At 56.9% G+C, this 20,944-nt stretch carries 18 protein-coding genes (1 of these 18 cut by a window edge); 13 read left to right on the top strand and 5 right to left on the bottom strand.

Annotated features, from left to right (window positions below):
* On the bottom strand, nucleotides 1-286 hold the start of the coding sequence (tyrS, locus tag ACJU26_RS00430; RefSeq protein ID WP_414040605.1) for a tyrosine--tRNA ligase. Its footprint begins 947 nt before the window's first position; the window shows 286 of its 1,233 coding nt (coding positions 1-286); the start codon lies at nucleotides 284-286; the stop codon falls past the left edge of the window.
* Nucleotides 287-457: 171 nt separating this feature from the next.
* On the opposite strand from tyrS, the gene ACJU26_RS00425 reads away from it, so the two are divergent.
* The 8 genes from ACJU26_RS00425 to ACJU26_RS00390 all read left to right on the top strand — a co-directional run bounded on the left by ACJU26_RS00425 (nucleotide 458) and on the right by ACJU26_RS00390 (nucleotide 9,699).
* Entirely contained in the window at nucleotides 458-838 is a 381-nt protein-coding gene (locus tag ACJU26_RS00425) for a PsiF family protein (protein ID WP_414040604.1), read from the top strand.
* Nucleotides 839-1,072: 234 nt separating this feature from the next.
* The gene (gene panD, locus ACJU26_RS00420) at nucleotides 1,073-1,444 is read left to right on the top strand and encodes an aspartate 1-decarboxylase (protein ID WP_414040603.1); all 372 of its coding nucleotides are present in this window, start codon (nucleotides 1,073-1,075) and stop codon (nucleotides 1,442-1,444) included.
* Nucleotides 1,445-1,506: 62 nt separating this feature from the next.
* Nucleotides 1,507-2,706, top strand: a complete 1,200-nt coding sequence (locus ACJU26_RS00415) for an MFS transporter (protein ID WP_414040602.1) — start codon at nucleotides 1,507-1,509, stop codon at nucleotides 2,704-2,706.
* 151 nt (nucleotides 2,707-2,857) lie between these two features.
* A complete protein-coding gene (locus tag ACJU26_RS00410) occupies nucleotides 2,858-3,034 on the top strand; it encodes a hypothetical protein (protein ID WP_414040601.1) in 177 nt (58 codons plus the stop codon).
* A 42-nt stretch (nucleotides 3,035-3,076) separates the two neighbouring features.
* Nucleotides 3,077-4,522: a DUF3375 domain-containing protein gene (locus ACJU26_RS00405; protein ID WP_414040600.1), complete on the top strand. Its 1,446-nt coding sequence runs from the start codon at nucleotides 3,077-3,079 to the stop codon at nucleotides 4,520-4,522.
* The gene (locus ACJU26_RS00400) at nucleotides 4,522-5,166 is read left to right on the top strand and encodes a DUF4194 domain-containing protein (protein ID WP_414040599.1); all 645 of its coding nucleotides are present in this window, start codon (nucleotides 4,522-4,524) and stop codon (nucleotides 5,164-5,166) included. Before ACJU26_RS00405 ends, ACJU26_RS00400 begins: the two co-directional genes overlap by 1 nt.
* Nucleotides 5,072-8,515 (top strand): ATP-binding protein, encoded by a 3,444-nt coding sequence (locus tag ACJU26_RS00395; RefSeq protein ID WP_414040598.1) that lies wholly within the window; start codon nucleotides 5,072-5,074, stop codon nucleotides 8,513-8,515. The genes ACJU26_RS00400 and ACJU26_RS00395 overlap by 95 nt, the downstream gene beginning before the upstream one ends.
* The gene (locus tag ACJU26_RS00390; protein ID WP_414040597.1) at nucleotides 8,512-9,699 is read left to right on the top strand and encodes a Wadjet anti-phage system protein JetD domain-containing protein; all 1,188 of its coding nucleotides are present in this window, start codon (nucleotides 8,512-8,514) and stop codon (nucleotides 9,697-9,699) included. The genes ACJU26_RS00395 and ACJU26_RS00390 overlap by 4 nt, the downstream gene beginning before the upstream one ends.
* Nucleotides 9,700-9,816: 117 nt before the next feature.
* Here the strand turns inward: ACJU26_RS00390 and ACJU26_RS00385 are convergent, their stop codons facing one another.
* Nucleotides 9,817-10,077, bottom strand: coding sequence for a cytochrome c biogenesis protein ResB (locus ACJU26_RS00385; protein ID WP_414040596.1), 261 nt, complete (start codon nucleotides 10,075-10,077; stop codon nucleotides 9,817-9,819).
* A 118-nt stretch (nucleotides 10,078-10,195) separates the two neighbouring features.
* Between ACJU26_RS00385 and yihA the strand changes: the two genes are divergently transcribed.
* Nucleotides 10,196-10,975 carry a ribosome biogenesis GTP-binding protein YihA/YsxC gene (yihA, locus tag ACJU26_RS00380; protein WP_414040595.1) on the top strand — a complete coding sequence of 260 codons (780 nt, stop codon included), beginning with the start codon at nucleotides 10,196-10,198 and terminating at the stop codon, nucleotides 10,973-10,975.
* On the opposite strand, the gene ACJU26_RS00375 is transcribed toward yihA, so the two are convergent.
* The gene (locus ACJU26_RS00375) at nucleotides 10,903-12,426 is read right to left on the bottom strand and encodes a transposase (protein WP_414039217.1); all 1,524 of its coding nucleotides are present in this window, start codon (nucleotides 12,424-12,426) and stop codon (nucleotides 10,903-10,905) included. The two genes, yihA and ACJU26_RS00375, sit on opposite strands and share 73 nt — an antisense overlap.
* Nucleotides 12,427-12,609: 183 nt before the next feature.
* Here ACJU26_RS00375 and kch point away from each other — a divergent pair, with 183 nt between their 5' ends.
* On the top strand, nucleotides 12,610-13,878 hold the full coding sequence (gene kch, locus ACJU26_RS00370) for a voltage-gated potassium channel protein (protein ID WP_414040594.1): 1,269 nt from the start codon (nucleotides 12,610-12,612) through the stop codon (nucleotides 13,876-13,878).
* Here the strand turns inward: kch and polA are convergent.
* Nucleotides 13,875-16,598 carry a DNA polymerase I gene (gene polA, locus ACJU26_RS00365; RefSeq protein ID WP_414040593.1) on the bottom strand — a complete coding sequence of 908 codons (2,724 nt, stop codon included), beginning with the start codon at nucleotides 16,596-16,598 and terminating at the stop codon, nucleotides 13,875-13,877. The two genes, kch and polA, sit on opposite strands and share 4 nt — an antisense overlap.
* A gap of 69 nt (nucleotides 16,599-16,667) precedes the next feature.
* On the opposite strand from polA, the gene ACJU26_RS00360 reads away from it, so the two are divergent.
* From ACJU26_RS00360 to ACJU26_RS00350, 3 genes are read left to right on the top strand one after another with little or no spacing between them, the layout of a single operon-like run.
* Nucleotides 16,668-17,387 carry a TIGR00730 family Rossman fold protein gene (locus ACJU26_RS00360; protein ID WP_414040592.1) on the top strand — a complete coding sequence of 240 codons (720 nt, stop codon included), beginning with the start codon at nucleotides 16,668-16,670 and terminating at the stop codon, nucleotides 17,385-17,387.
* 17 nt (nucleotides 17,388-17,404) lie between these two features.
* Nucleotides 17,405-17,767 carry a DUF2782 domain-containing protein gene (locus ACJU26_RS00355; RefSeq protein ID WP_414040591.1) on the top strand — a complete coding sequence of 121 codons (363 nt, stop codon included), beginning with the start codon at nucleotides 17,405-17,407 and terminating at the stop codon, nucleotides 17,765-17,767.
* A gap of 33 nt (nucleotides 17,768-17,800) precedes the next feature.
* The gene (locus tag ACJU26_RS00350; protein WP_414040590.1) at nucleotides 17,801-18,733 is read left to right on the top strand and encodes a homoserine kinase; all 933 of its coding nucleotides are present in this window, start codon (nucleotides 17,801-17,803) and stop codon (nucleotides 18,731-18,733) included.
* Between the two features lie 2 nt (nucleotides 18,734-18,735).
* On the opposite strand, the gene ACJU26_RS00345 is transcribed toward ACJU26_RS00350, so the two are convergent.
* Nucleotides 18,736-20,871: a UvrD-helicase domain-containing protein gene (locus ACJU26_RS00345; RefSeq protein ID WP_414040589.1), complete on the bottom strand. Its 2,136-nt coding sequence runs from the start codon at nucleotides 20,869-20,871 to the stop codon at nucleotides 18,736-18,738.
* Nucleotides 20,872-20,944 lie beyond the last annotated feature (73 nt).

Here is a 20,944-nt window from a genome sequence, read left to right as displayed (position 1 = left end):
GTTTGCGGGTGGCATTCTTCCCGGTGGGATCACCAATCATCGCCGTGAAATCACCCACGATGAACAGTAACTTATGCCCCAGATCCTGAAACTGTCGCGCCTTATGGAGGAGCACCGCATGGCCGAAGTGCAGGTCCGGAGCGGTGGGATCCATGCCGAGCTTGATTCTCAGTGGCGCGGATTTTTCCGCCGCAAGCTCCAGGCGCTTGGTGATTTCTCCTTCCGGGAGAATATCCACGGCCCCCAGGGCAATTTGTGCTTCAGCTGCTTCTCTATTCATGCTCATGAAATCCACCAGTGATCGGATAGGCGGCATCTTAGCATTTACACGGTCATCCCTGAATGGATACTGGATTTCTCCTGTAAAGTGTTGGTAATTCATATGTCGGCTGTTTTCCAACTCAAGGATATGAAATACTATTCATGTTGTATTATCCACCAAGGAAAGGAACAAAAGATGTTTAAAAAGAGCGTGATGTCATTACTGTGTCTGTCTCTTCTGGTACCCATTGTTGCCTTTGCTGAAACCACGATCCATGCCGTCAAGCCCCTTACACCCCAACAGGAACGCATGAAAACCTGCAATGCCGATGCCAAGGGCAAGAAGGGTGAAGAGCACAAGGTGTTCATGAAGTCTTGCCTGAAAGGCGAAACAGCGGTGCCCGCGGCAAAAGCCCCCGAGACCAAAATGAAGACGGCCGAGGAGGAAAAAGCCAAGGCACCCGAAAAGAAACTGAACTCCCAGCAGATGCGTATGAAAACCTGCAATGTGGAAGCCAAGGGTAAAAAAGGTACCGAACGCAAGTCCTTCATGAAGTCCTGTCTCAGCAACAAGTGATTTTTTTCCCGATATGCAGTCGCGGCCCAGGTTTGGGGGTGACTGCAACACAAAGCATTCCCCCATTGCCCTTCCTGGGAGTAAACTCTCCCCAGCGTTATTGGGAGGAGGTCATCTTATGCTCAGTCTCTGGGGAGAAATTGTCATCATGGTAGGAACCCCCTTGCTGCTGATCATTGTTGCAGTGGGTATCAACCTTCTGGCAAAAAAGCATCAGCGGGATGAGGATCGCCCATGATCCTGCTCACCATGCTCAAAGGCAAACTGCATCGGGTTCGGGTGACGGATGTCGAACTGGAGTATGAAGGCTCTTGTGCTATCGATACCAATCTGCTGAACAGCGCGGGCATTTATCCTTACGAACAAGTCCATATCTATAATGTCCACAATGGTGACCGTTTCAGCACTTATGCCATTCCTGCAGCGGCGGGCTCGGGAATCATTTCGGTGAACGGCGCAGCAGCCCGGCGCGTGGCTCTGGGCGATGTCCTGATTATTGCCGCCTATGCACAAATCCCCGAAGATCAGTCTGCTGAATTTCATCCTCGTCTCGTCTATGTGGATCAGCGCAATCAGATCACGCGCTGCAGCCACACTATGCGCTAAATCAGCGCTGCCGCGCTTTTCTCTGAGTGTTCCCGGACCTTCCTCGTAATGCGCGCCTGCTCATGGGCGCGCGGGTGGCCCGAAGTGTTGGTCAGGGCGCACTGGTTGTGGACTTTGCCCTCTATCTGCATGTCTTGCATTGGTCAGCCATCCGTATCGGCGGCCTGTACACCTTGAGTTTGCTGCTGGGTGCCCTGGCAACCCTCATAGTGGGACCACTCAGCGACCGTTTCGGCGCCAAATGCTTTTTGTTGGGGTATGAAGCGGTTCAAATGATTGCCGCCGGCATTGCCTTGAGTACTGCCCAGCCGGTCTGGCTTGCCCTTGCGGCCATTTTCGGGGCATTCGGCAGAGGGGCCAATGGTGGTGCCGGTCCCTTTGCTCCAGCGGAACAAGCATGGATGTCTCGCAGTGTCTCTCAGCTTCAGTGGAGCCGGGTTTTTCATCTGAATACCAGCGTAGGGTTGGTGGGGATGGCTACTGGCGCATTACTGGCGACCATACCTGGACTGCTGCAAGGCATACTCCCAGGTCCAGAAGCCTATCGATCCTTGTTTATGGTCGTCCTGCTGGGATCCATCGCTTGTTTGTTTTTTTTACGGCAGGCCAAAGAGGTTTCCTTGTCTTCAGAGGAGACGGATCGGGAAGCAGGGCTTGTCGCCGAACCGGAAAAATCCGTCGCGGCAGGGGTGGAAGTGTCTTCGACACCAGGGAAAATTTTGCTGCGCTTTGCTGCCATCAATGCCCTGAACGGCTTGGGCATTGGCATGGTCGGCCCGCTGATGGCTTACTGGTTCCATTTGCGTTTTGGCGTTGGTCCGGCAGCTATCGGCGGGGCCATGTCTTTGGCTTTTTTTAGCGCAGCAGTCATGTCTTTACTTGGCCTGCGCCTCACCAAACGCTTTGGCATGGTGGGAACCGTGACCCGCATGCGCCTGCTCGGGCTGATATTGATGCTGGCATTACCGTTTGCGCCGGTATTCTGGCTGGCGATGCTGCTATATATTTCCCGCGCTGCTTTGAACCAGGGCAGCACTGGCTCGCGACAGGCGCTGTTTCTAGGGCTGGTTGGAAAGGAAAAAAGAGGTCTGGCAGCCACCGTGAACAGCCTGTCCCTGCAGGCTCCAAGAGCCATCGGCCCGAGTATCGCTGGCCTCTTCTTTCAGGCGGAAATGCTGATCACCCCATTTTTGCTGGCGGTGGCCCTGCAGGGAGCGTATCTGCTCCTGTTTCGACGGTTTTTTAGTCGACCACGCCAGTAATTCCCATCATCCTACAGGCTTCAGCGGCCAAGCATCGAAAAGAATCCCGCAAACAACCCAGGTTCCCCGCTCTCTCTTGTCTTTATGGATGGCCAAGGCTATCTTTCTTTATCATTTTTGGCACAAAGAATCTCTTCCGCACGGTGAGGTCATGGATAAAATCGACGGCATGGCCCAGCGTGGCGAATTACCCGCCTCGAAGATCGGCACCCAGTGGCGTTTCGACCGAAATGAAAACTTCGTCGTCCTTGAGTGCTTCATGAACGACGGGGAAAGCCCGGCGCTGGTTTTCGATCCGGGCGGGAGGGACCGCGATATCCGTGCATGACAACTACTATCAGCTTCTGTCTGGAGGCCCACTGATGAACACATGGCACTGAACTACGCCACCTTAGAGCTGCTCCGCCAGAACCACCCAGCATGGCGGTTGTTGCGTGCTCAGCATGCACCGCTGGTGGCTGGTTTTCTGCATCGGGTGTTCATCGTGCCCAATGTCCGCAATTTGTCTCAGGCAGATTTGGTCGAGGCGTTGGAAGATGAGCTCTTCGCCCTGCGCGAGCAGCTGGGGGCTGAGGCCTTTCCCGGAACCGCGCAAGGCTATCTCAACGACTGGGCCGAAAATGACAAGGGGTGGCTGCGCAAGTTCTATCCGTCCGGGACGGATGAACCACACTTTGATCTGACGCCCGCGACGGAGAAGGCCTTGGCCTGGCTAGAGGGACTGACCGAACGCGCCTTTGTCGGGACGGAATCCCGTCTGCTGACCCTGTTCGATCTGCTCCGACAGATGAGTGAAGGGAGCCAGACCGATCCGCAAGTGCGAATCGCAGAACTGCAAAAGCGCCGCAGTGACATAGACGCGGAGATCGCCCGCATTCTGGCGGGTGAAATTCCGCTTCTGGACGACACCGGTCTGAAGGATCGCTTTCAACAGTTTTTGCAGATGGCTCGAGATCTGCTGACCGACTTTCGCGAGGTGGAGCACAATTTTCGCATGCTTGACCGGCGGGTGCGCGAACGCATTGCCCTTTGGGAAGGAGCAAAAGGGACGCTGCTCGAGGAGATCATGGGCGAGCGCGATGCTATCGCCGATTCCGACCAGGGCAAAAGCTTTCGGGCATTCTGGGATTTTCTGATGTCCCAGACCCGTCAGGAAGAATTGACCCGCCTGCTGGAACAGGTTTTGTCCCTTCCACCGATCGTCGCCATGCGCCCTGAATCCCGTCTGCAACGCGTACATTACGACTGGCTGGAAGCGGGTGAACACACGCAGCGGACGGTGGCGAAGCTTTCCGAGCAGCTGCGGCGATTTCTCGATGATCAGGCCTGGCTGGAGAACCGCCGCATCATGGACATCCTACATAGCCTCGAAAACCATGCACTGGCGTTGCGCGAGGAGTTACCATCGGGGGATTTCATGCCCTTGAACGAGACCGCAGCTCAGGTTGAACTCCCCCTGGAACGACCTCTCTATCGGCCGCCGCTCAAGACCCTCATTGACGAGATGGCGTTGGACGAAGGGGATGCGGATGTGGATACGGCGGCTCTCTATGCCCAAGTGGTGGTTGACCGGGCCGAGTTGAGCCGGAATATTCGGTTGGAACTTCAAGATCGCGGCCAGATCAGCCTTGCCGAGCTGGTGACTCGCCATCCGTTGCGTCACGGTTTGGCCGAACTGGTTGCCTATCTGCAGCTGGCTGGAGAATGGCCCAAAACGGCCGTGGACGATGAGGTGCAGGAACAGGTGAGCTGGCGGCTGGAGACTGGCGTCAAGCGCCAGGCGACCTTGCCGCGTATTATTTTGCTGAAGGATTGATGATGAGTGTTGCCGATACCCACCCCAGCCATTCGACTAAGCCGACCTACGAACTCTCGTTCGTGGTGGTGCCTCTGCTCAAGGGCGTACTCTATCAGGAGGATAACCCAGGATTGTGGGGCGCGCTGCTGAATCTGCAAGCGGGTGTTCGGGATTATGTCGCAGTGCTTGGTCTGGATCTGCTGCTCGACGAAGCGGAAGGCTACGCTTTTTTGCGTTCCCGGCAGGATGAGAATGACGACGGTCAGGCTGACATGCCACGTCTGGTTGCCCGGCGGCAACTCTCCTATCCGGTCAGTTTGCTGCTCGCTCTATTACGGAAAAAACTGGCCGAGTTCGACGCTGGTGGCGGCGATACGCGTTTGATTCTTTCCCGGGATGAAGTGATGGAATTGATCCGAATTTTTCTACCGGCGAGCAGCAACGAGGTGAAACTCATCGATCAGCTTGATGCCATCCTGAACAAGATTGCCGAGCTCGGCTTTATCCGCCGCTTGCGCGGGCAGGAGCAGATGATTGAAGTGCGGCGCATTATCAAGGCGTTCGTCGATGCGCAATGGCTCGCCGATTTTGACGAACGATTGGCGGAATATCGACAGCAGATCGCTGGACCGCTGGAGGAAATGCATGACAGAAGCGCTTGAATTAGAATTCATGGCCGATGACCGGCTGGCCGGTTTTCGCCTACAACGACTCGAGGTTTTTAACTGGGGAACCTTTGACGGGCGGGTCTGGACGCTGCGTCTAGGTGGGAAAAACGGTCTTCTCACCGGGGATATCGGTTCCGGAAAATCAACCTTGGTCGATGCCGTCACCACCCTGCTGGTGCCGAGTCATCGTGTTGCTTATAACAAGGCGGCGGGGGCCGACAGCCGTGAACGTTCGCTCAAGTCTTATGTGCTGGGTTTTTACAAGTCGGAGCGGCAGGAAACCTTGGGTAGCGCGAAGCCGGTCGCACTGCGCGACTTCAACAGTTATTCGGTGATCCTCGGCGTTTTTCACAACGCAGGTTACAACAAGACCGTTACTCTGGCGCAGGTCTTCTGGGCGAAAGAGGCCCATACGCAACCGGCTCATATGTATGCGGCCTGTGAACGCGATCTGAGCATTGCGGACGATTTTTCCGGATTCGGCAGTGAGATGGCTGGCCTTCGCAAACAGTTGCGGTCAAGAGGTGTCGAGTTGTTCGACAGCTTTCCGCCATACGGTGCCTGGTTTCGTCGTCGTTTCGGCATCGATAACGAACAGGCATTGGATCTGTTTCATCAGACGGTGTCGCTCAAATCGGTCGGGAACCTGACCGACTTCGTGCGCAGCCACATGCTTGAGCCCTTAGATGCTGCGCCGCTCATCGAAGCCCTGATCGGCCACTTTGAGGATCTCAACCGTGCTCACGAGGCGGTTCTCAAGGCCAAACGCCAGATGGAGATGCTTACACCTCTGGTGGCCGATTGTGAGCGGCATCGGGATTTGGCGCAAACGGCGGATAATTTGCGCGCTTGCCGTGATGCCCTGCAGCCATGGTTTGCCACCCTGAAACGCGATCTCCTGGAGAAACGACTCACCTTGCTGAATGAAGAGTTGACCCGGCACCGGGTCGCTATCGAGCGATTGGAGGAGCAGCGTCGTGCCCAGCAGGGGCAGGAGCACGAACTTCGCCGTAGCATCGCAGAAAATGGTGGCGCCCGGATTGAAAGCATCGGTCAGGAAATTCTCCAAAAACAGGAGGAACTGGAGCGTAGAAAGCGGAAAGCATCCCGCTATGAGGAGCTGGTACGCGCCTTGGGGCAACATCCCGCCGCGACCGGAGAAGAATTTCTGCGTCAACGATCTGAAGCCGCCCAGTGGCGCGAAACGGCAGAAGAAGCCGAAGCCCGTACACAGAATGATTTCAATGAGGCTGGTGTCGCATTTAAACAGGGAAAGGACGAATACGATCAGCTGCTAACGGAAATTACGGGGTTGAAAGCCCGAGTCAGCAATATCGACGAAAAACAGATCGCCATGCGGCGAGTGCTATGTCAGGCGCTGAATCTGGCTGAGGAGGAGATGCCGTTTGCCGGTGAACTGCTGCAGGTGCGCGAGGAGGAGCGTGACTGGGAAGGGGCCATCGAAAGACTGCTGCACGGCTTCGGCCTGTCTCTGCTGGTTCCGGATCGGTATTACGCCAAGGTGGCGCAGTGGGTTGACCAAACTCACCTGAGCGGTCGGCTGGTCTATTTCCGGGTGCGGGAAGGTGTGCGCGGCGAGTTGCCTTCGCTTCATCCCGACTCACTGGTGCGTAAGCTGCAAGTCAAGCCCGATTCGCCTTTTTACGACTGGATCGAACGGGAGGTGGCCCACCGTTTTGATCTGGCCTGCTGTGAGAACCAGGATCAGTTCCGCCGCGAGACCCGTGCCATTACCAAGGCCGGACAGATCAAGGCACCCGGGGAGCGGCATGAAAAGGATGACCGGCATCGGATAGATGATCGCCGGCATTATGTCCTCGGTTGGAGCAATGCCGAAAAAATCGCGGCGTTGGAAAAAGACGCCAAGCGGCAGGAAACACATCTTGCCGAACTTGCCGGTCGCATCAGCACACTGCAGAAGGAACAATCCATCCTCAAAGAACAGCTCTCTATCCTCTCGAAGCTGGGGGAATACACCGACTTTCGTGATCTCGACTGGAAACCCGTGGCGGTTGTCATCGCCAGGTTGGAATCCGAGAAACGTGAGCTGGAAGCGGCTTCTGATCTGCTCAAGATTCTGACGTCACAATTGGCTGCCCTCGAAGGCGAATTGAAACAAACGGAGATTCAGCTTGATGAACGGAAGGATAACCGTTCGAAAACCGAGCAAAAAATCAGTGCTGCGCAAGATCTGCGGGAACAAGCGCAAGCTCTTTTAGCCGAAATAACAGAAGATATTGTTCAGAGATTTGAACTGCTGGAAGCGATGCGTGAGGAGGCGCTTGGCGGTCAGATGCTGGCTGTCGAATCTTGCGACAATCGCGAGCGCGATATGCGTGACTGGCTGCAGACCAGGATCGACGCCGAAGATTCAAAGATCAAGCGCCTGTCCGAAAAGATCGTCAAGGCTATGACAGAATACAAAGGGAAGTGGGAACTTGAGACCAAAGACGTGGATGTCAACCTGGCTGCCGCTTCCGAATACAGGTCAATGCTGGATCAATTGCAGGCCGATGACTTACCCCGGTTTGAAGGACGTTTCAAGGAACTTCTGAACGAGAACACCATCCGCGAGGTGGCGAATTTTCAATCCCAGCTGGCACGCAAACGGGAAACCATCAAGGAGCGCATTGCCCAGATCAACGAATCACTCACCCAAATTGATTACAACCCGGGCCGCTATATCAGTCTCGAAGCACAGATGAATCTCGACGCCGACATCCGTGATTTCCAGACCGAGTTGCGTACCTGTACCGAAGGTGCGCTCACCGGCTCGGAGGATGCGCAGTACTCGGAGGCAAAATTTCTCCAGGTGAAGCGGATCATTGAGCGGTTTCGAGGCCGTGATGAACACTCGGATATGGATCGGCGCTGGACGGCCAAGGTGACCGATGTGCGCAACTGGTTCGTATTCGCCGCCAGCGAGCGCTGGCGTGAAGACAACACCGAGCATGAACACTATGCCGATTCCGGCGGGAAATCCGGCGGTCAGAAGGAAAAGCTCGCCTATACCATCCTCGCCGCCAGCCTGGCATATCAATTTGGTCTGGAGTGGGGCGTGGTGCGCTCCCGTTCCTTCCGTTTCGTGGTCATTGATGAGGCGTTCGGACGCGGTTCCGATGAATCGGCCCAATATGGTTTGCAGTTATTTGCGCAGCTCAATCTTCAATTGCTGATCGTCACGCCCTTACAGAAAATCCACATCATCGAGCCTTTTGTCGCCGCTGTCGGTTTTGTGCACAATGCCGATGGTCGCAACTCGGTCCTGCGCAACCTGAGCATTGAGGAATATCGAGCCGAGAAACAAAGGATGCAAGGTTGACGTGGACGACTTCGGCTGAGCTCAAAATTCAGGTGCAAAAGCTTTGGGATCGCGGCGTGCTGCTCGCCTCCCTATGTGAAAAGGAATCTGACGGAGAGTCGCTATTCCCACTACGCCTAACCCTCAAAGGCCCTAGCTCCCGGGAACTGAGCGAGCGGTTCCAAGAAGTGCGGGATTGGATCGGCCAATTATCCGTTGCCACCGATCTTTATCGCATCGAATGGCGCAGCGTCAAGCACCACGTTCTTGGAGCCAATGAAATCCCGGCAGCAATCTGGATCGACAAACTTTCGGACGCTCTTGGACTGATCGGCAAGCGGCGGGCGGCGGAGCAGTTCGCAGCGCTGGTTGAACTGACCAGAGACAAACAGTCTGAATTACTCCCCTGGCTGACAAAACGGCCATTGCGTGCCTTGGAGTTGGTCAATGACTGGCCACGACTGCTGGAGGTTATCGGTTGGTTGCTTGAGCATCCTCGCCCAGCCATTTATCTGCGTCAGCTCGACCTGCCGGGTGTCCACAGCAAATTGATCGAAGGACATCGCGGCGTGCTGGCGGAACTGCTTGATCTTGTCATGCCGGAAAATTCCATTGATGGAACGCATACGGGCATTGGTGGGTTCTGTCGTCGCTATGGTTTTCTGGATAAACCGTCACGGGTACGTTTTCGGATGCTGGACGCGAATGTCCGGCTGCTATCACGGGAGGCCGATCAGGATATCACCCTGACACAATCAGCCTTCGCCTCACTTGAGTTACCAATATCGAAAGTATTCATTACTGAAAATGAGATCAATTTTTTGGCTTTCCCGGATGTCTCTAATGCGTTGGTGGTGTTCGGGGCGGGATACGGATTTGACCATCTCAAGGCCGTACCCTGGCTGCACGAAAAAAAAATCTACTATTGGGGGGACATCGATACCCACGGCTTTGCCATTCTCAACCAATTGCGCGGGTTCTTGCCTCATGTCGTTTCTTTGCTGATGGATCAACAGACACTCCTTGCCCACAGGGCGCTCTGGGGGAGTGAAGCGCGACCTGAAACAGGGACTCTAACGCGGTTAACCTCTGAAGAAAGCGCCGTTTACGACCAATTGCGCCAAAACCATTGGGGGGAAGGCATTCGTCTGGAGCAGGAGAGGATTGGGTTCGATTTTTTGCGTGATGCGCTTCGCCGCTGTTGAGCCCTTATGGTCGGCAGCAGTCTGGAAGCGGTCGTTGGGGCGCCCGAGCAACGGCAAATGATACCCCGAGCATTAAAGATATCTCAGGAAAGGGCATGGAAGCCGTGCCGTGCATACTTAAAGCTGCTTCACGGACGAGGACGGGAAAGGGTGTCTATGGATGCAGCTGGTATGGTTTGCCCACCAATCCCTGACTTTCCACTGCGCCCACCAGCTCGGCCCGGGAGAGGTGTCACGGTCCGGCAATATGACACCGATCACCGAAGCAATGGCCAGCAACACCAACAAACTGACGGCCAGACGCATGGATCCCAAAAACTGCGCCAGCAACCGCCAGCCTGGCTGCCGCCAGGCCAAGCCTTCTACATCTGCTTGCAAAGCCGTTCTCCCTGATTTTTCAGTGAATGATTTCACTTGAATTTATGCTTCGCAGTCTAGGTTCTCGGTCTGATGGCAGCAAGCCTCTCGGACATGCCTCTTGCCCGTGAGTATCAGATTGCCAGAACCGACTGACGACGACTATGCTCTCAGCATGAACCATACCAACCCAACACCTTTCCGTTTCGCCCCATTACGTCGGGCCAGCTTCCGCCTGAGCGTGACCCAGGCAGGACAACTCCCTCCCGACGATGGGGCCGAAGTGGCCATTGCCGGACGCTCCAATGTCGGTAAGTCATCGACCATCAACATGCTCACCGAACGCCGCGCTCTGGCCAGGGTCAGCCGGACACCCGGGCGAACGCAGGCCATCAATGTGTTTGATCTGGATCCCGGACAACGCCTCATCGATCTGCCCGGTTATGGCTACGCCAAAGTCCCCGAGGCCTTGCGCCGCTCCTGGGGTCCGTTACTGGAACAGTACCTGCGGCGGCGCAGCAGCCTGCGTGCCCTGATTCTGGTCATGGACATTCGCCATCCTTACAGCCCCCATGATGCGGATCTGATCGGTTTTGCGGCAGGCTGTGGTCGTCCGGTCCACGTCCTCCTCAACAAGGCCGACAAGCTCAGTCGTGGTGCTGCCTTGCAGGAAATGGCCCGGTTGCGGCGCATGCCGGAATTGCAGGGTGTCGCCATGCAGTTGTTTTCGGCGCAGACCGGACAGGGTCTGGATGAATTGCACCAACATCTTGCCGGATGGCTGGGTTCCGCCGAAGCAAAAGAAACCCCGACTGACGCCGGGGTTAATAAACCTAAAAAAAGCAGTTACGGCCCAGGCAGGGCGGGAATGGCCCCCTCTGGTGACCATGGTGACTGGGTGATTTGTGCCACGATATAGCTGGCGAGAAGGTCCCATGGGCTCGCTCTCAGCAACCGCTCCGCAGTCTGCCGGATGGTCTGTAACCCTTGGCGGATATTCTCGATTCCGCGCTCCACTTTTTGTTGGGCAGCGTGCATCGGGGTCAAATACAACTGGGTCTGCCCGGCGTGTTTGGTGCTTCGGCCGATGGCCGACAGCAGCAAGGGGCGACTGGTGATGGCTTCCTTGCGCATCTCCGGAAAGGCCAACCGGGTATACCAGCTCCACCAGTTGTAAATCAGCCCCACGGCGCGGGCAGAAAGTCGGCAGCGCGCCAGATCCCGGGTCGTGTAACCACCCCAGCCCCATTGATTCTTGAGTTCGTCAAAACCGTTCTCCGCATCCGCCCGGTCTCGATACAACTGCGCGATACCCAGAACGCTTTCTGCCAGATCGGTCACCAGCACCGCATATTCATAGACCTTGGTCTGGCGCCGGTCGAGAAAGGCAAACGCCATCTGGCCTTTGACCTCCCGGGTAGCGATCAGGTTTTCCTTCAGCAAGCGCCGGAGAATGACGACCCGGCGGTTCTGCTGCCATCCGGCCAGTTGAATGTGGTCCTCGCGGCCTTCCCAGCCTTGCCCGGCATCCGTCCAGTCGCGGCGGGTAAAGACGCGCTGCAGCAGGCGCTTGACGCGCGGCGACTGACGTAATTTGAAGAGATAAGCCTGCTGCCGGGATTCCATCTCGCGGATGACGGCATCATTGCCAAAACCACAGTCGCCGCGCACCAGATGCGGGCGTTGTTCGGCCGTGAGGGTGTCCAGTACGCGGTTCAGTCCGGGTTGGGCATGGTTGGACGCGGTGGTATTGCCGGCCGTGACTTCCACATCCAGCAACAGGCGCAGGTTCCCCATCCAGTACGCGTGATACGCATGGGAGGGACGTCCGGGCTTGTGCGGATTGTAGCCGACTTCGGCGCCTTCCTGATGCCCGAACAAGGGCTTGACGGTGGTGTCGATATCGAGAATCCAGGGGGTCGTGCAGGCGGGTACCACGCTTTTGAACAGATGCTCCCGCATCCACGCCGTCCCTTCGGCTTCGGGAATCTTCCCCAGAGCCCGGCGCAGGGCGTCTTCGCTGACGATCTTGTGCATGCCCAGAATCCGGGGGCTGACGCCATCACTGCGTAATCCGGTGACATGGGCATAGCGGCGGTGTCCAGCAAGAATAGAGAGCAGCAGCGTCCCCAACACGTCCCGTTTCTGTGGGGCATTGGGGCTGGTATAAACCAAGGGACAATCTTCCACCCAGGTATCAAACAGACCCGTGGCCTCCAGGTACGCCGCAAAGAACACGATCTGGCCCATGGGCGTGGCCGCAGCATCTTTGTCCCAGGACACCTGAATACGACCACCCAGGGTGTCTACCATCATGGTCTGCGCCGCCGCAGGAATGGCCTTTTGCGGGGGTTGTTCTGCTTCACCCATCGGGTGAACCTCCCTTAACGATAAAAAACCAACCTTATCAAAGAGAACGCATAAAATCAGCAGGGGTAACTGCCGAATTTAGGATAAAGAGCCCTCAAAGGGAGGGGAGGACTCATGATCCGGCCAGGGAGGATAGACCGGATCCAGACAAGCAATTCCTTACTTACCGGGTTTGAGTGAAGTATGTCGGAAAAGTTCAGTCATTCCCTCCATCCCTGGCATATTTTACGCCCGAACTGGCGTGCCCGCTGGCGCGGACGGGGCGAACGCTGGGCGCGCCAGCTCCACCTGGAGCAGTGGTATCCCCACCTGCCCATTGCGGCAGCCGTTGGGCTTCTTGGCCTTTTCAACATTCTTCCGGCGCTCGAACGATTGCTGGGGCTGAGCTTTGTCGGCAGTCTTGCGGACATGTCCAGCGGCTTTGTGCTCGACGCCTTTCGCGGCCTCCCCCAGGGTGCTGCAGGCATCATTCTGCTGATCATGTCCTTGGGATTACTGTTTCGCTCCCGTTTCGCCTGGGCGATGGTCCTGATTATTGCTTCGGCGGTGCTGGCCATCGGGATTTACCAGCATCCACAGCATATTTCCGCTTTGCTGTACTACAATGCCGCGCTGGTGTTTTTTCTGTGGATTTTTCGGGGTCGCTTTGATCACAGCAGCCTTGCTACCGGCACCCTGTTTGCACTGGTGGGTGCCATCATGGTCATAGGTTATGGCGTCTTTGGCGCCTATATTCTCGGTGATGGATTCAAACCCCCTATTCATAGCTTGTCAGATGCGCTGTATTTTTCCATCGTGACCATGTCGACCGTGGGTTATGGAGATATTCTGCCGGTTTCCAACGAGGCCCGACTTTTTGTGGTATCTTTGATTGTGCTGGGAATCACCGTATTTGCCACGTCGTTATCGGCGATTATTGTTCCGGCCATCAATAACCGGCTGCAATCGGCGCTGCAAGGAGAAAAACGCCGCATGATCCTGAAAAATCATTATATCATCGCGGGTGATACGCCGCTGGCGCGCAACAGTTATCGCGAGCTGAAAAGTCGTAATTTACCCGTCGTCATGATCATGGGGCATCAGCCCGATCACTCCATTTATCAGCCAGACGATCTGATCATCGGGGATTCCAGTGATACGGACGTCCTCCGTAATGCCGGCGCCGAAGAAGCCCTGGCGGTCCTGGCCCTGGGCGCAGATGATTCGGAAAACGCCTTCGTGGTGCTGGCCGTCAAGGAAATGGAGGGTTCGGCCAAAACGGTCGCGGCCGTCAATGACAGCAAGAATCTGGGGCGGGTGCGCCGGGTCCAGCCGGATATGATCATCGCCCCTCAGGTGCTGGGTGGCGAGTTGCTGGCCATGGCCCTCAACGGTGAGCAACTGGACAATGATGCCGTCATGAAAATGTTCCGCTTCAGCAGCGGCAGTGCGGCTTCCTCCAACAAAAACTAACCATGTGCGGCATCCCAATGCGGTCCTACACCCATACCGACCCGTAGGGGAACCGCCAGATCCGCAACCCCTTCCATGCGCTCCTTGAGGGCGACGCGGGCGATTTCCAGACCGTTCTCCGGCACCACCAGGATGAGTTCGTCGTGAACTTGTAAAATCATCCGGCCCCTTGCCGGGTCTTCCTGCAGCCAGGCATCTACGGCAATCATGGCTTTTTTGATCAGATCCGCTGCCGTACCCTGCATGGGCGCGTTGATGGCCGCTCGTTCGGCGTAATTGCGGCGGGCCGCATTGCTGGAGCGAATCTCGGGAACATACAGGCGCCGGCCAAAAAGGGTTTCGACATAGCCCTGCTGCTTGGCCAGGTTGCGGGTTTGCTCCATGTAGGCAAGCACGCCCGGATAGCGTTCGAAATAGCGGTCCATATAGGCCCGAGCGGCATTCTGGTCAATCCCGAGCTGCTGCGCCAGTCCATAGGGGGTTTGTCCATAAATCAGGCCGAAATTGATGGCCTTGGCGGCTCGCCGGGCTTCGCTGTCCACCGCTTCGGGCGCAAGATTGAAAACCTCGGCGGCAGTCGCGGCATGAATATCCTGGCCCTCGGCAAAAGCCTGCAAAAGACGGGCGTCCCTGGAAAGATGCGCCATGATGCGCAGCTCGATTTGCGAGTAATCGGCACTGAGCAGGCAAAAACCGGCTTCTGCCACAAAAGCCTGACGAATGCGCCGACCTTGCTCGGTGCGTACTGGAATATTCTGCAAATTGGGAGCACTGGAAGACAGACGCCCAGTGGCCGCTACCGCCTGCTGAAAGTGGGTATGCACCCGTCCGGTCCGGGGATTGATCATTTCCGGCAAGGCATCGGCATAGGTGTTTTTCAGCTTGGCCATGCCCCGGTATTCCAGAATCAGGCGGGGGAGTTCAGCCTGCACCGCCAGCTGGGTAAGCACCTCTTCACTGGTGGAAGGCTGTCCACCGGGCGTTTTTTTCAGGACCGGCAACTGCATTTTATCAAAAAGAATCTCCTGGATCTGTTTGGGAGAACTCAGGTTGAAAGACTGTCCGGCCGCCGCAAAGGCCTTGGCTTCACAAGCGGCCATATCCTTGCTCAGTTCACGACTGAGGGCCGCCAACTGCTGTGGGTCCACCCGCACCCCGGCCTGTTCCATACGCGCCAGAACCAGCACCAGCGGCATTTCGATGTTCATCAGGACATAATGCAGACCCGGCTCATGGGCAAAACGCGGCCAGAGTTGGGCATCCACTCGCCAGCACACATCTGCATCTTCCGCCGCATAGGGCAGGGCTTCAGTGACGGGCACATCGGCAAAATTCCGCGCGGATTTTCCCTTCCCCGCCACTTCTTCATAGGTGATGTTCTGGTGTTGCAGGTACCGCTCCGCCAGGGTATCCAGATCATGATTGTTCTGACTGCTATCCAGTACATAGCTTTCCAGCAGCGTATCCCGGCACAAACCTGCTGGATAAATGCCGTAACGCCAGAACACTCGCCAGTCATACTTGGCATTCTGAGCCAGTTTTGGGGCCTGGGGGTTTTCCAGCCAGGGGCGCAGTGTCGTCAGGACATGGTCCAGCGCCAGCTGTGGGCTGCCATCCTGATGGCCCAGCGGGATATACACGGCCTCGATCTGTTCGGCCTCCTGCCAGGCGCAGGAAATGCCCACCAGATCGGCATCCAGCGGGTCCAGGGCCGTGGTTTCCGTATCCAGCGCCGCCAGGGAAGCTTGCTGCAGTTTTTGCACCAGGCCTTCCAGCTCCGCCTGGGTGGTGATTGCCCGATAGCGGCTGCGATCAATGGGTAGCAAACCTGCCGCAGAGTCTGCACGGGTATCCAGCTCCCCTGGTTCCGCTCCCGCTTCGGCGGGATATTCCTTCAGCCAGGCATGAAAGCCCAGGCGCATGGCCAGACTCCGTAATTTCGGGATATTTTCGGGAGAACGCTGCCAGGACCGGACCGGCAAATCCAGATTGCAGCGGATCGTGGCCAACTCCAGACTGAGCGGGAGATAATCCAAAGAAGCCCGCAATGCCTCACCAATTTTGCCACCGATGGCATCGGCATGGGCCAGCACGCCTTCCAGATTACCATATTGCTGAAGCCACTTGGCCGCCGTTTTCGGCCCGGCGCCGGGCACACCGGGAATGTTATCGACCTTGTCCCCGGTGAGCGCCAGCAGTTCGGCTATGTGTTCGGGGGCGACTCCATAACGCTCCCATACCCCCGCCACATCGGTTTTCACCCCTTTCATGGTATCCAGCAGGGTCACCTGGCCATCGACCAGCTGAGCCATATCCTTGTCGCCGGTGACGATGATCACCTTCTGGTCCGGCTCGGCCTGGCGGGCGAGGGTACCGATGACATCGTCAGCCTCCACATCGGGCACCAGCAGCAGCGGCAGGCCAGAAGCCTGGATCCATTCGTGCAACAGTGGAATCTGGGCGCGCAAATCCTCGGGCATGGCGGAGCGCTGAGCCTTGTATTGGGGGTAAAGACGGTCGCGAAACGTCCCACCCGGCGCATCAAACACCACAATGATTTCATCGCTGGGATAATCCTTCATCAGCCGCCGCAGCATGTTGGCTACCCCGAATATCGCCCCGGTAGGCAATCGGTCCGGTGCCCGCAAGTCGGGAAGGGCATGAAAGGCGCGGTACAGAAAACTGGAGGCGTCAACGAGAATACGCGGGTCTTGGGACATGATCTGGGACTTGTCAGCGAATTTCCGTCATAATACGGAAATTCTCCATCATTGACACGGGAACGAAGTATGCGGGCACATCTTAAGGAAGAAAAACTGCGGGACGGGGGAGAAGGACGACTCACCCGTGAGGCCTGGAAAATCTTTCAGATCATGGCGGAATTTGTCCATGGTTATGAAAAGCTGGTCGATGTGGAACCCTGTGTCAGTATTTTCGGCTCCGCCCGCCTCGGCCCCGACAATCCCTGGTATCTCAAAGCCCAGGAAATTGCCGAAAAGCTCTCCAATGCCGGGTTTTCCGTGCTCAGCGGGGGTGGTCCCGGCATCATGGAAGCCGCCAACAAGGGCGCTTTCCACGGTACGGGTTACAGTATCGGACTCAATATCGAACTTCCCCACGAACAGCACAGCAACCCCTATCAGGATATAGCCGTTTCCTTCGAGCATTTTTATTCCCGCAAGGTCATGTTCATGAAATATGCCCTTGCCTATGTCGTCATGCCCGGCGGCTTTGGCACCCTGGATGAACTGGCAGAAGGCCTGACCCTGGTACAAACCGGCAAAACCCGGCGCATGCCCATCATTCTGGTGGGTTCGGCTTTCTGGAGTGGACTCATCGCCTGGTGGCAGGATGCCATGCTGGGCCTCGGAACCATCAACCCGGACGATCTCAAACTGATTACACTCATTGATGATCCTGACGAAGTGGTATCCACCATTTTCAACCACTATGAAAAACGGGGCTTTGCCCCCTCCGCCGCCGAAACAGAAGCCCTTCTCAACCTTTAGCTATTTCAGGAGTTCCCATGCCTACTCGTCACGCGATTCTCACCCTGGTTGCCGCGGTTTCCCTGGGCATTGCAGCCAACGCTGTGGCTGATGTCGAAGCCGCACTACCCAATTCAGGGCAAAACAACATCAAAAAACTGCACCTGCCCAAACTCGCCCCCCATAAAATCGGCCCCAATGCGGAAATCAAGGCGCCTACCGGGTCGAAAATCGAAGAGTACAAAGTCAACGGCCGGGTCTACATGGTCAAAGTGATTCCGCCCAAGCCCTTCCCTCCCTACTATCTGGAAGACAAGGGCGGCACCGGACGCTTCACCGAAGTCCCCCAAACTGCCGCGGAACATTTGAGTGTGCCCCAGTGGATTATATTCCGCTGGTAAACCTGCTGAATTTCCGGGATAGAAACTGCATCCATGTCTGTTTACACCAATGTTTCCGGTCCGGAGCTGGCCCAGTTTCTTCAGGACTATGATCTGGGGCAAGCACGCGCCCTGACGGGTATTCCTGCGGGGGTCGAGAACAGCAACTATTTTCTGGATACCGATCAGGGTCGCTACATTCTCACCTTGTTTGAGCGTCTGCCCGCCGACAAGATTCCCTATTTTCTGGATCTGACTGACTGGTTGAGCAGTCAGGGCATTCCCTGCCCCCGCCCCATGCATACCCGCAGTGGCAGCAGCCTGAACACCCTCTGTGGCAAGCCCGCTGCCATTGTCCAGTGCTTGCAGGGTCAGTCCATTGTGGGGCGGGCCGCGACCCTCACGGAAATCCGTGCCCTGGGAGAATTACTGGCAAAAATGCATCGGGCCGGGGCAGGATTTCCCCAGCGCCATCCCAATCCCGCCGGATTTTCCTGGATGGAAAGCACTGCCCGACATCTGATACCCCATCTTGACCCTCAGGATAACCAGATCATTGCCGATGAACTGGCCTTTCAACGCCGGATTCACCGCGAAAAAATGCCGGGTGGCGTCATCCACGCCGACCTCTTTCCCGACAATGTGCTTTTCACCGGGGAAAAGATTTCCGGCACCATCGACTTTTACTATGCAGGAGATGATGCCTGGCTTTATGATCTGGCCGTGGTAGCCAATAGTTGGTGTGCGCTGCCCGACGGCAGGCTCGACCCCTCCCTGAGCCCAGCGCTATGGGAGGCTTATGTGGCTGCACGCCCGCTACGGGCTGACGAAGCACCACTGTGGTTGGCGATGCTTCGGGTCGCTGCCTTGCGCTTCTGGCTGCTGCGACTCGATGCCGTGCATTTTCGCCGCCCGGGAGCCATCACTTTCTGCAAGGATCCCGAAGAATATCACCGGATTCTTCTCCAGCGCCGTCAGGGACTGTAAATTCAGGGTAATTGCTGTAACTGGACGACGCCCAAGGCCAGCCACTTGGCCCCCGAACTGAACTGGACCTGAATCCGGCCCTGGCGGCCTCCCGCTTCATAATCCAGCACCACTCCTTCACCAAATACCGGATGCTGCAACCGTGAACCCAGAGGGTAGGGCATTTCCGGGGCGGCATGACGCAGCGCCACGGCGGGACGGCTGATGCGCGCGCGGGGGCGTAAATCCTGCAGCAGCTCCTGGGGAATCTCCCGCAAGAAGCGGGAGGGCATGGCCAGACGTTCACTGCCATGCAGACGCCGGCTTTCGGCATGGCTGAGCACCAACAGGCGCATGGCCCTAGTCATCCCCACATAACACAGGCGGCGCTCTTCAGCGAGTCCCTGCGCATCTTCCAGGGACCGTTGATGGGGAAACAATCCTTCTTCCAACCCCACCAGAAAAACCAGGGGGAACTCCAGCCCCTTGGCACTGTGCAGGCTCATGAGCTGCACGCAATCCTCCCAGGCATCGCCGGCCCCGTCTCCCGCTTCCAGCGCCGCATGGGTGAGAAATTCAGAAAGCATGTTGCCGGGTTGCGGTGCCAGATCTCCCAGTTGCGGGTCAGCACGCCAATCCTGACCGTAGGCACGCGCGGCATTGACCAGTTCATCCAGGTTTTCCAGACGACCTTCTGCCCGGTCACCCTCGCGACTATGCCATTCGCGCAGCGCTGTCCTGCGCAGGATGCTTTCTACGCGTACTTCCAGGTCTGTATCCCTGGTTTCCTCGGCAAGGCCATCGATCAGATTCAAAAAGGCATTGATTTTCGCCTGATTCAGCTCTCCTGCCGCCTGCCAGAGGGACAAGCCCTTGGCACGGGCCAGTTGGCGCAGCTTTTCGACAGTGACCGCACCAATACCCCGCGCGGGAACATTGACGACCCGTTCAAAAGACGCATCATCATGACGATTCACCGTCAGACGCAAATAGGCCAGGGTATCCTTGATTTCCGCCCGTTCAAAAAAGCGCAGCCCGCCGTACACCCGATAGGGAAGACCCTCGCGCACCAGCACTTCCTCAAAAGCGCGGGACTGGGCATTGGAACGATAGAGAATGGCGCATTCCGAACGCCGACCCCCTTCTTCCAGCCATTGCTGAATGCGCCCAATCACATAGCGGGCTTCATCAAACTCATTGTACGCCGTATACAGATGTACCGACTCGCCGCCGGGTTCTGCCGTCCACAGGGTCTTCCCCAGACGATCGGGATTATGGGCAATGACGGCATTGGCCGCCTGGAGGATCGCCGCCGTAGAGCGATAATTCTGCTCCAGTCGCACCACCCGCACGCCGGAAAAATCTTCGCCAAAGCGCAGCAGGTTTTCGACCCGCGCCCCGCGCCAGGCATAAATGGACTGGTCATCATCGCCCACCACAAAAATCCGCCCGTGCCTTGCCAGGCCCTTCAGCCAGGCATATTGCACCGCATTGGTATCCTGAAACTCGTCCACCAGAATATGCTGAAAACGGCGCTGGTAATGATCCAGAATTTCCGGAAACTCCCACAAGCGCAAGGCATAGAGCAGCAAATCCCCAAAGTCCAGCAAGCCAGAACGTTGCTTGGCCTGCTCATACGCCTGATAAACCGGCACAAAAGCCGCCGCTGCTGGCCCTTCATGACGGAGGACCTGTTCCGGTCCCCAGCCTTCATCCTTCCAGCGCCCGATGCGGCCCGCCATGGCCCTGGGTGGCCACTGCTTTTCATCCATCTGCGCCTCGCGCATGAGGCGCCGCAACAAGCGCTGACTATCTTCGGCATCCAGCACCTGAAAATCCGCAGGCAACTTCAACGCTTCGAAATGCAGGCGGATCAGGCGATGGGCGAGACCATGGAAAGTCCCCATCCATAAACCGCGCAGATCCATGGCGACCATGCCGTCGAGGCGCTCGCGCATGGCGCGGGCGGCCTTGTTGGTAAAGGTCACGGCCAGGATTTCTCCAGGATGCGCACCCGCTTCGAGCAGATGGGCGATACGGCTGGTCAGAACCCGGGTTTTACCGGAACCAGCCCCCGCCAGCACCAGCGCCGGACCGGGGGGAAGCGTCACCGCTTCCAGTTGACGGGGATTGAGAGCAGACCAATCTGACAAAAACATTCCTCCAACCCGATCTGACGGGCTTGAAAACACGGTACAATGGCCGCATTGTGAAAACAGACTTGCAGGTTTA

The organism is Acidithiobacillus sp. M4-SHS-6 (assembly GCF_047421495.1).
GTDB lineage: Bacteria > Pseudomonadota > Gammaproteobacteria > Acidithiobacillales > Acidithiobacillaceae > Acidithiobacillus.
Note: the sequence above shows the minus strand (reverse complement) of the source record. Positions and strands in the feature narration are given on the sequence as shown.

Bases quoted from the DNA above. Each gene is read 5' to 3' on its own strand.
- ACJU26_RS00355 (WP_414040591.1), top strand. From the start codon at position 17,405: ATGCCTACTCGTCACGCGATTCTCACCCTGGTTGCCGCGGTTTCCCTG.
- ACJU26_RS00345 (WP_414040589.1), bottom strand. From the start codon at position 20,871: ATGTTTTTGTCAGATTGGTCTGCTCTCAATCCCCGTCAACTGGAAGCG.
- ACJU26_RS00415 (WP_414040602.1), top strand. From the start codon at position 1,507: ATGGGCGCGCGGGTGGCCCGAAGTGTTGGTCAGGGCGCACTGGTTGTG.
- ACJU26_RS00410 (WP_414040601.1), top strand. From the start codon at position 2,858: ATGGATAAAATCGACGGCATGGCCCAGCGTGGCGAATTACCCGCCTCG.
- ACJU26_RS00400 (WP_414040599.1), top strand. From the start codon at position 4,522: ATGATGAGTGTTGCCGATACCCACCCCAGCCATTCGACTAAGCCGACC.
- ACJU26_RS00425 (WP_414040604.1), top strand. From the start codon at position 458: ATGTTTAAAAAGAGCGTGATGTCATTACTGTGTCTGTCTCTTCTGGTA.
- ACJU26_RS00395 (WP_414040598.1), top strand. From the start codon at position 5,072: ATGCGCAATGGCTCGCCGATTTTGACGAACGATTGGCGGAATATCGAC.
- ACJU26_RS00405 (WP_414040600.1), top strand. From the start codon at position 3,077: ATGGCACTGAACTACGCCACCTTAGAGCTGCTCCGCCAGAACCACCCA.
- ACJU26_RS00350 (WP_414040590.1), top strand. From the start codon at position 17,801: ATGTCTGTTTACACCAATGTTTCCGGTCCGGAGCTGGCCCAGTTTCTT.
- ACJU26_RS00375 (WP_414039217.1), bottom strand. From the start codon at position 12,426: ATGGGTGAAGCAGAACAACCCCCGCAAAAGGCCATTCCTGCGGCGGCG.
- panD (WP_414040603.1), top strand. From the start codon at position 1,073: ATGATCCTGCTCACCATGCTCAAAGGCAAACTGCATCGGGTTCGGGTG.
- polA (WP_414040593.1), bottom strand. From the start codon at position 16,598: ATGTCCCAAGACCCGCGTATTCTCGTTGACGCCTCCAGTTTTCTGTAC.
- ACJU26_RS00360 (WP_414040592.1), top strand. From the start codon at position 16,668: ATGCGGGCACATCTTAAGGAAGAAAAACTGCGGGACGGGGGAGAAGGA.
- kch (WP_414040594.1), top strand. From the start codon at position 12,610: ATGTCGGAAAAGTTCAGTCATTCCCTCCATCCCTGGCATATTTTACGC.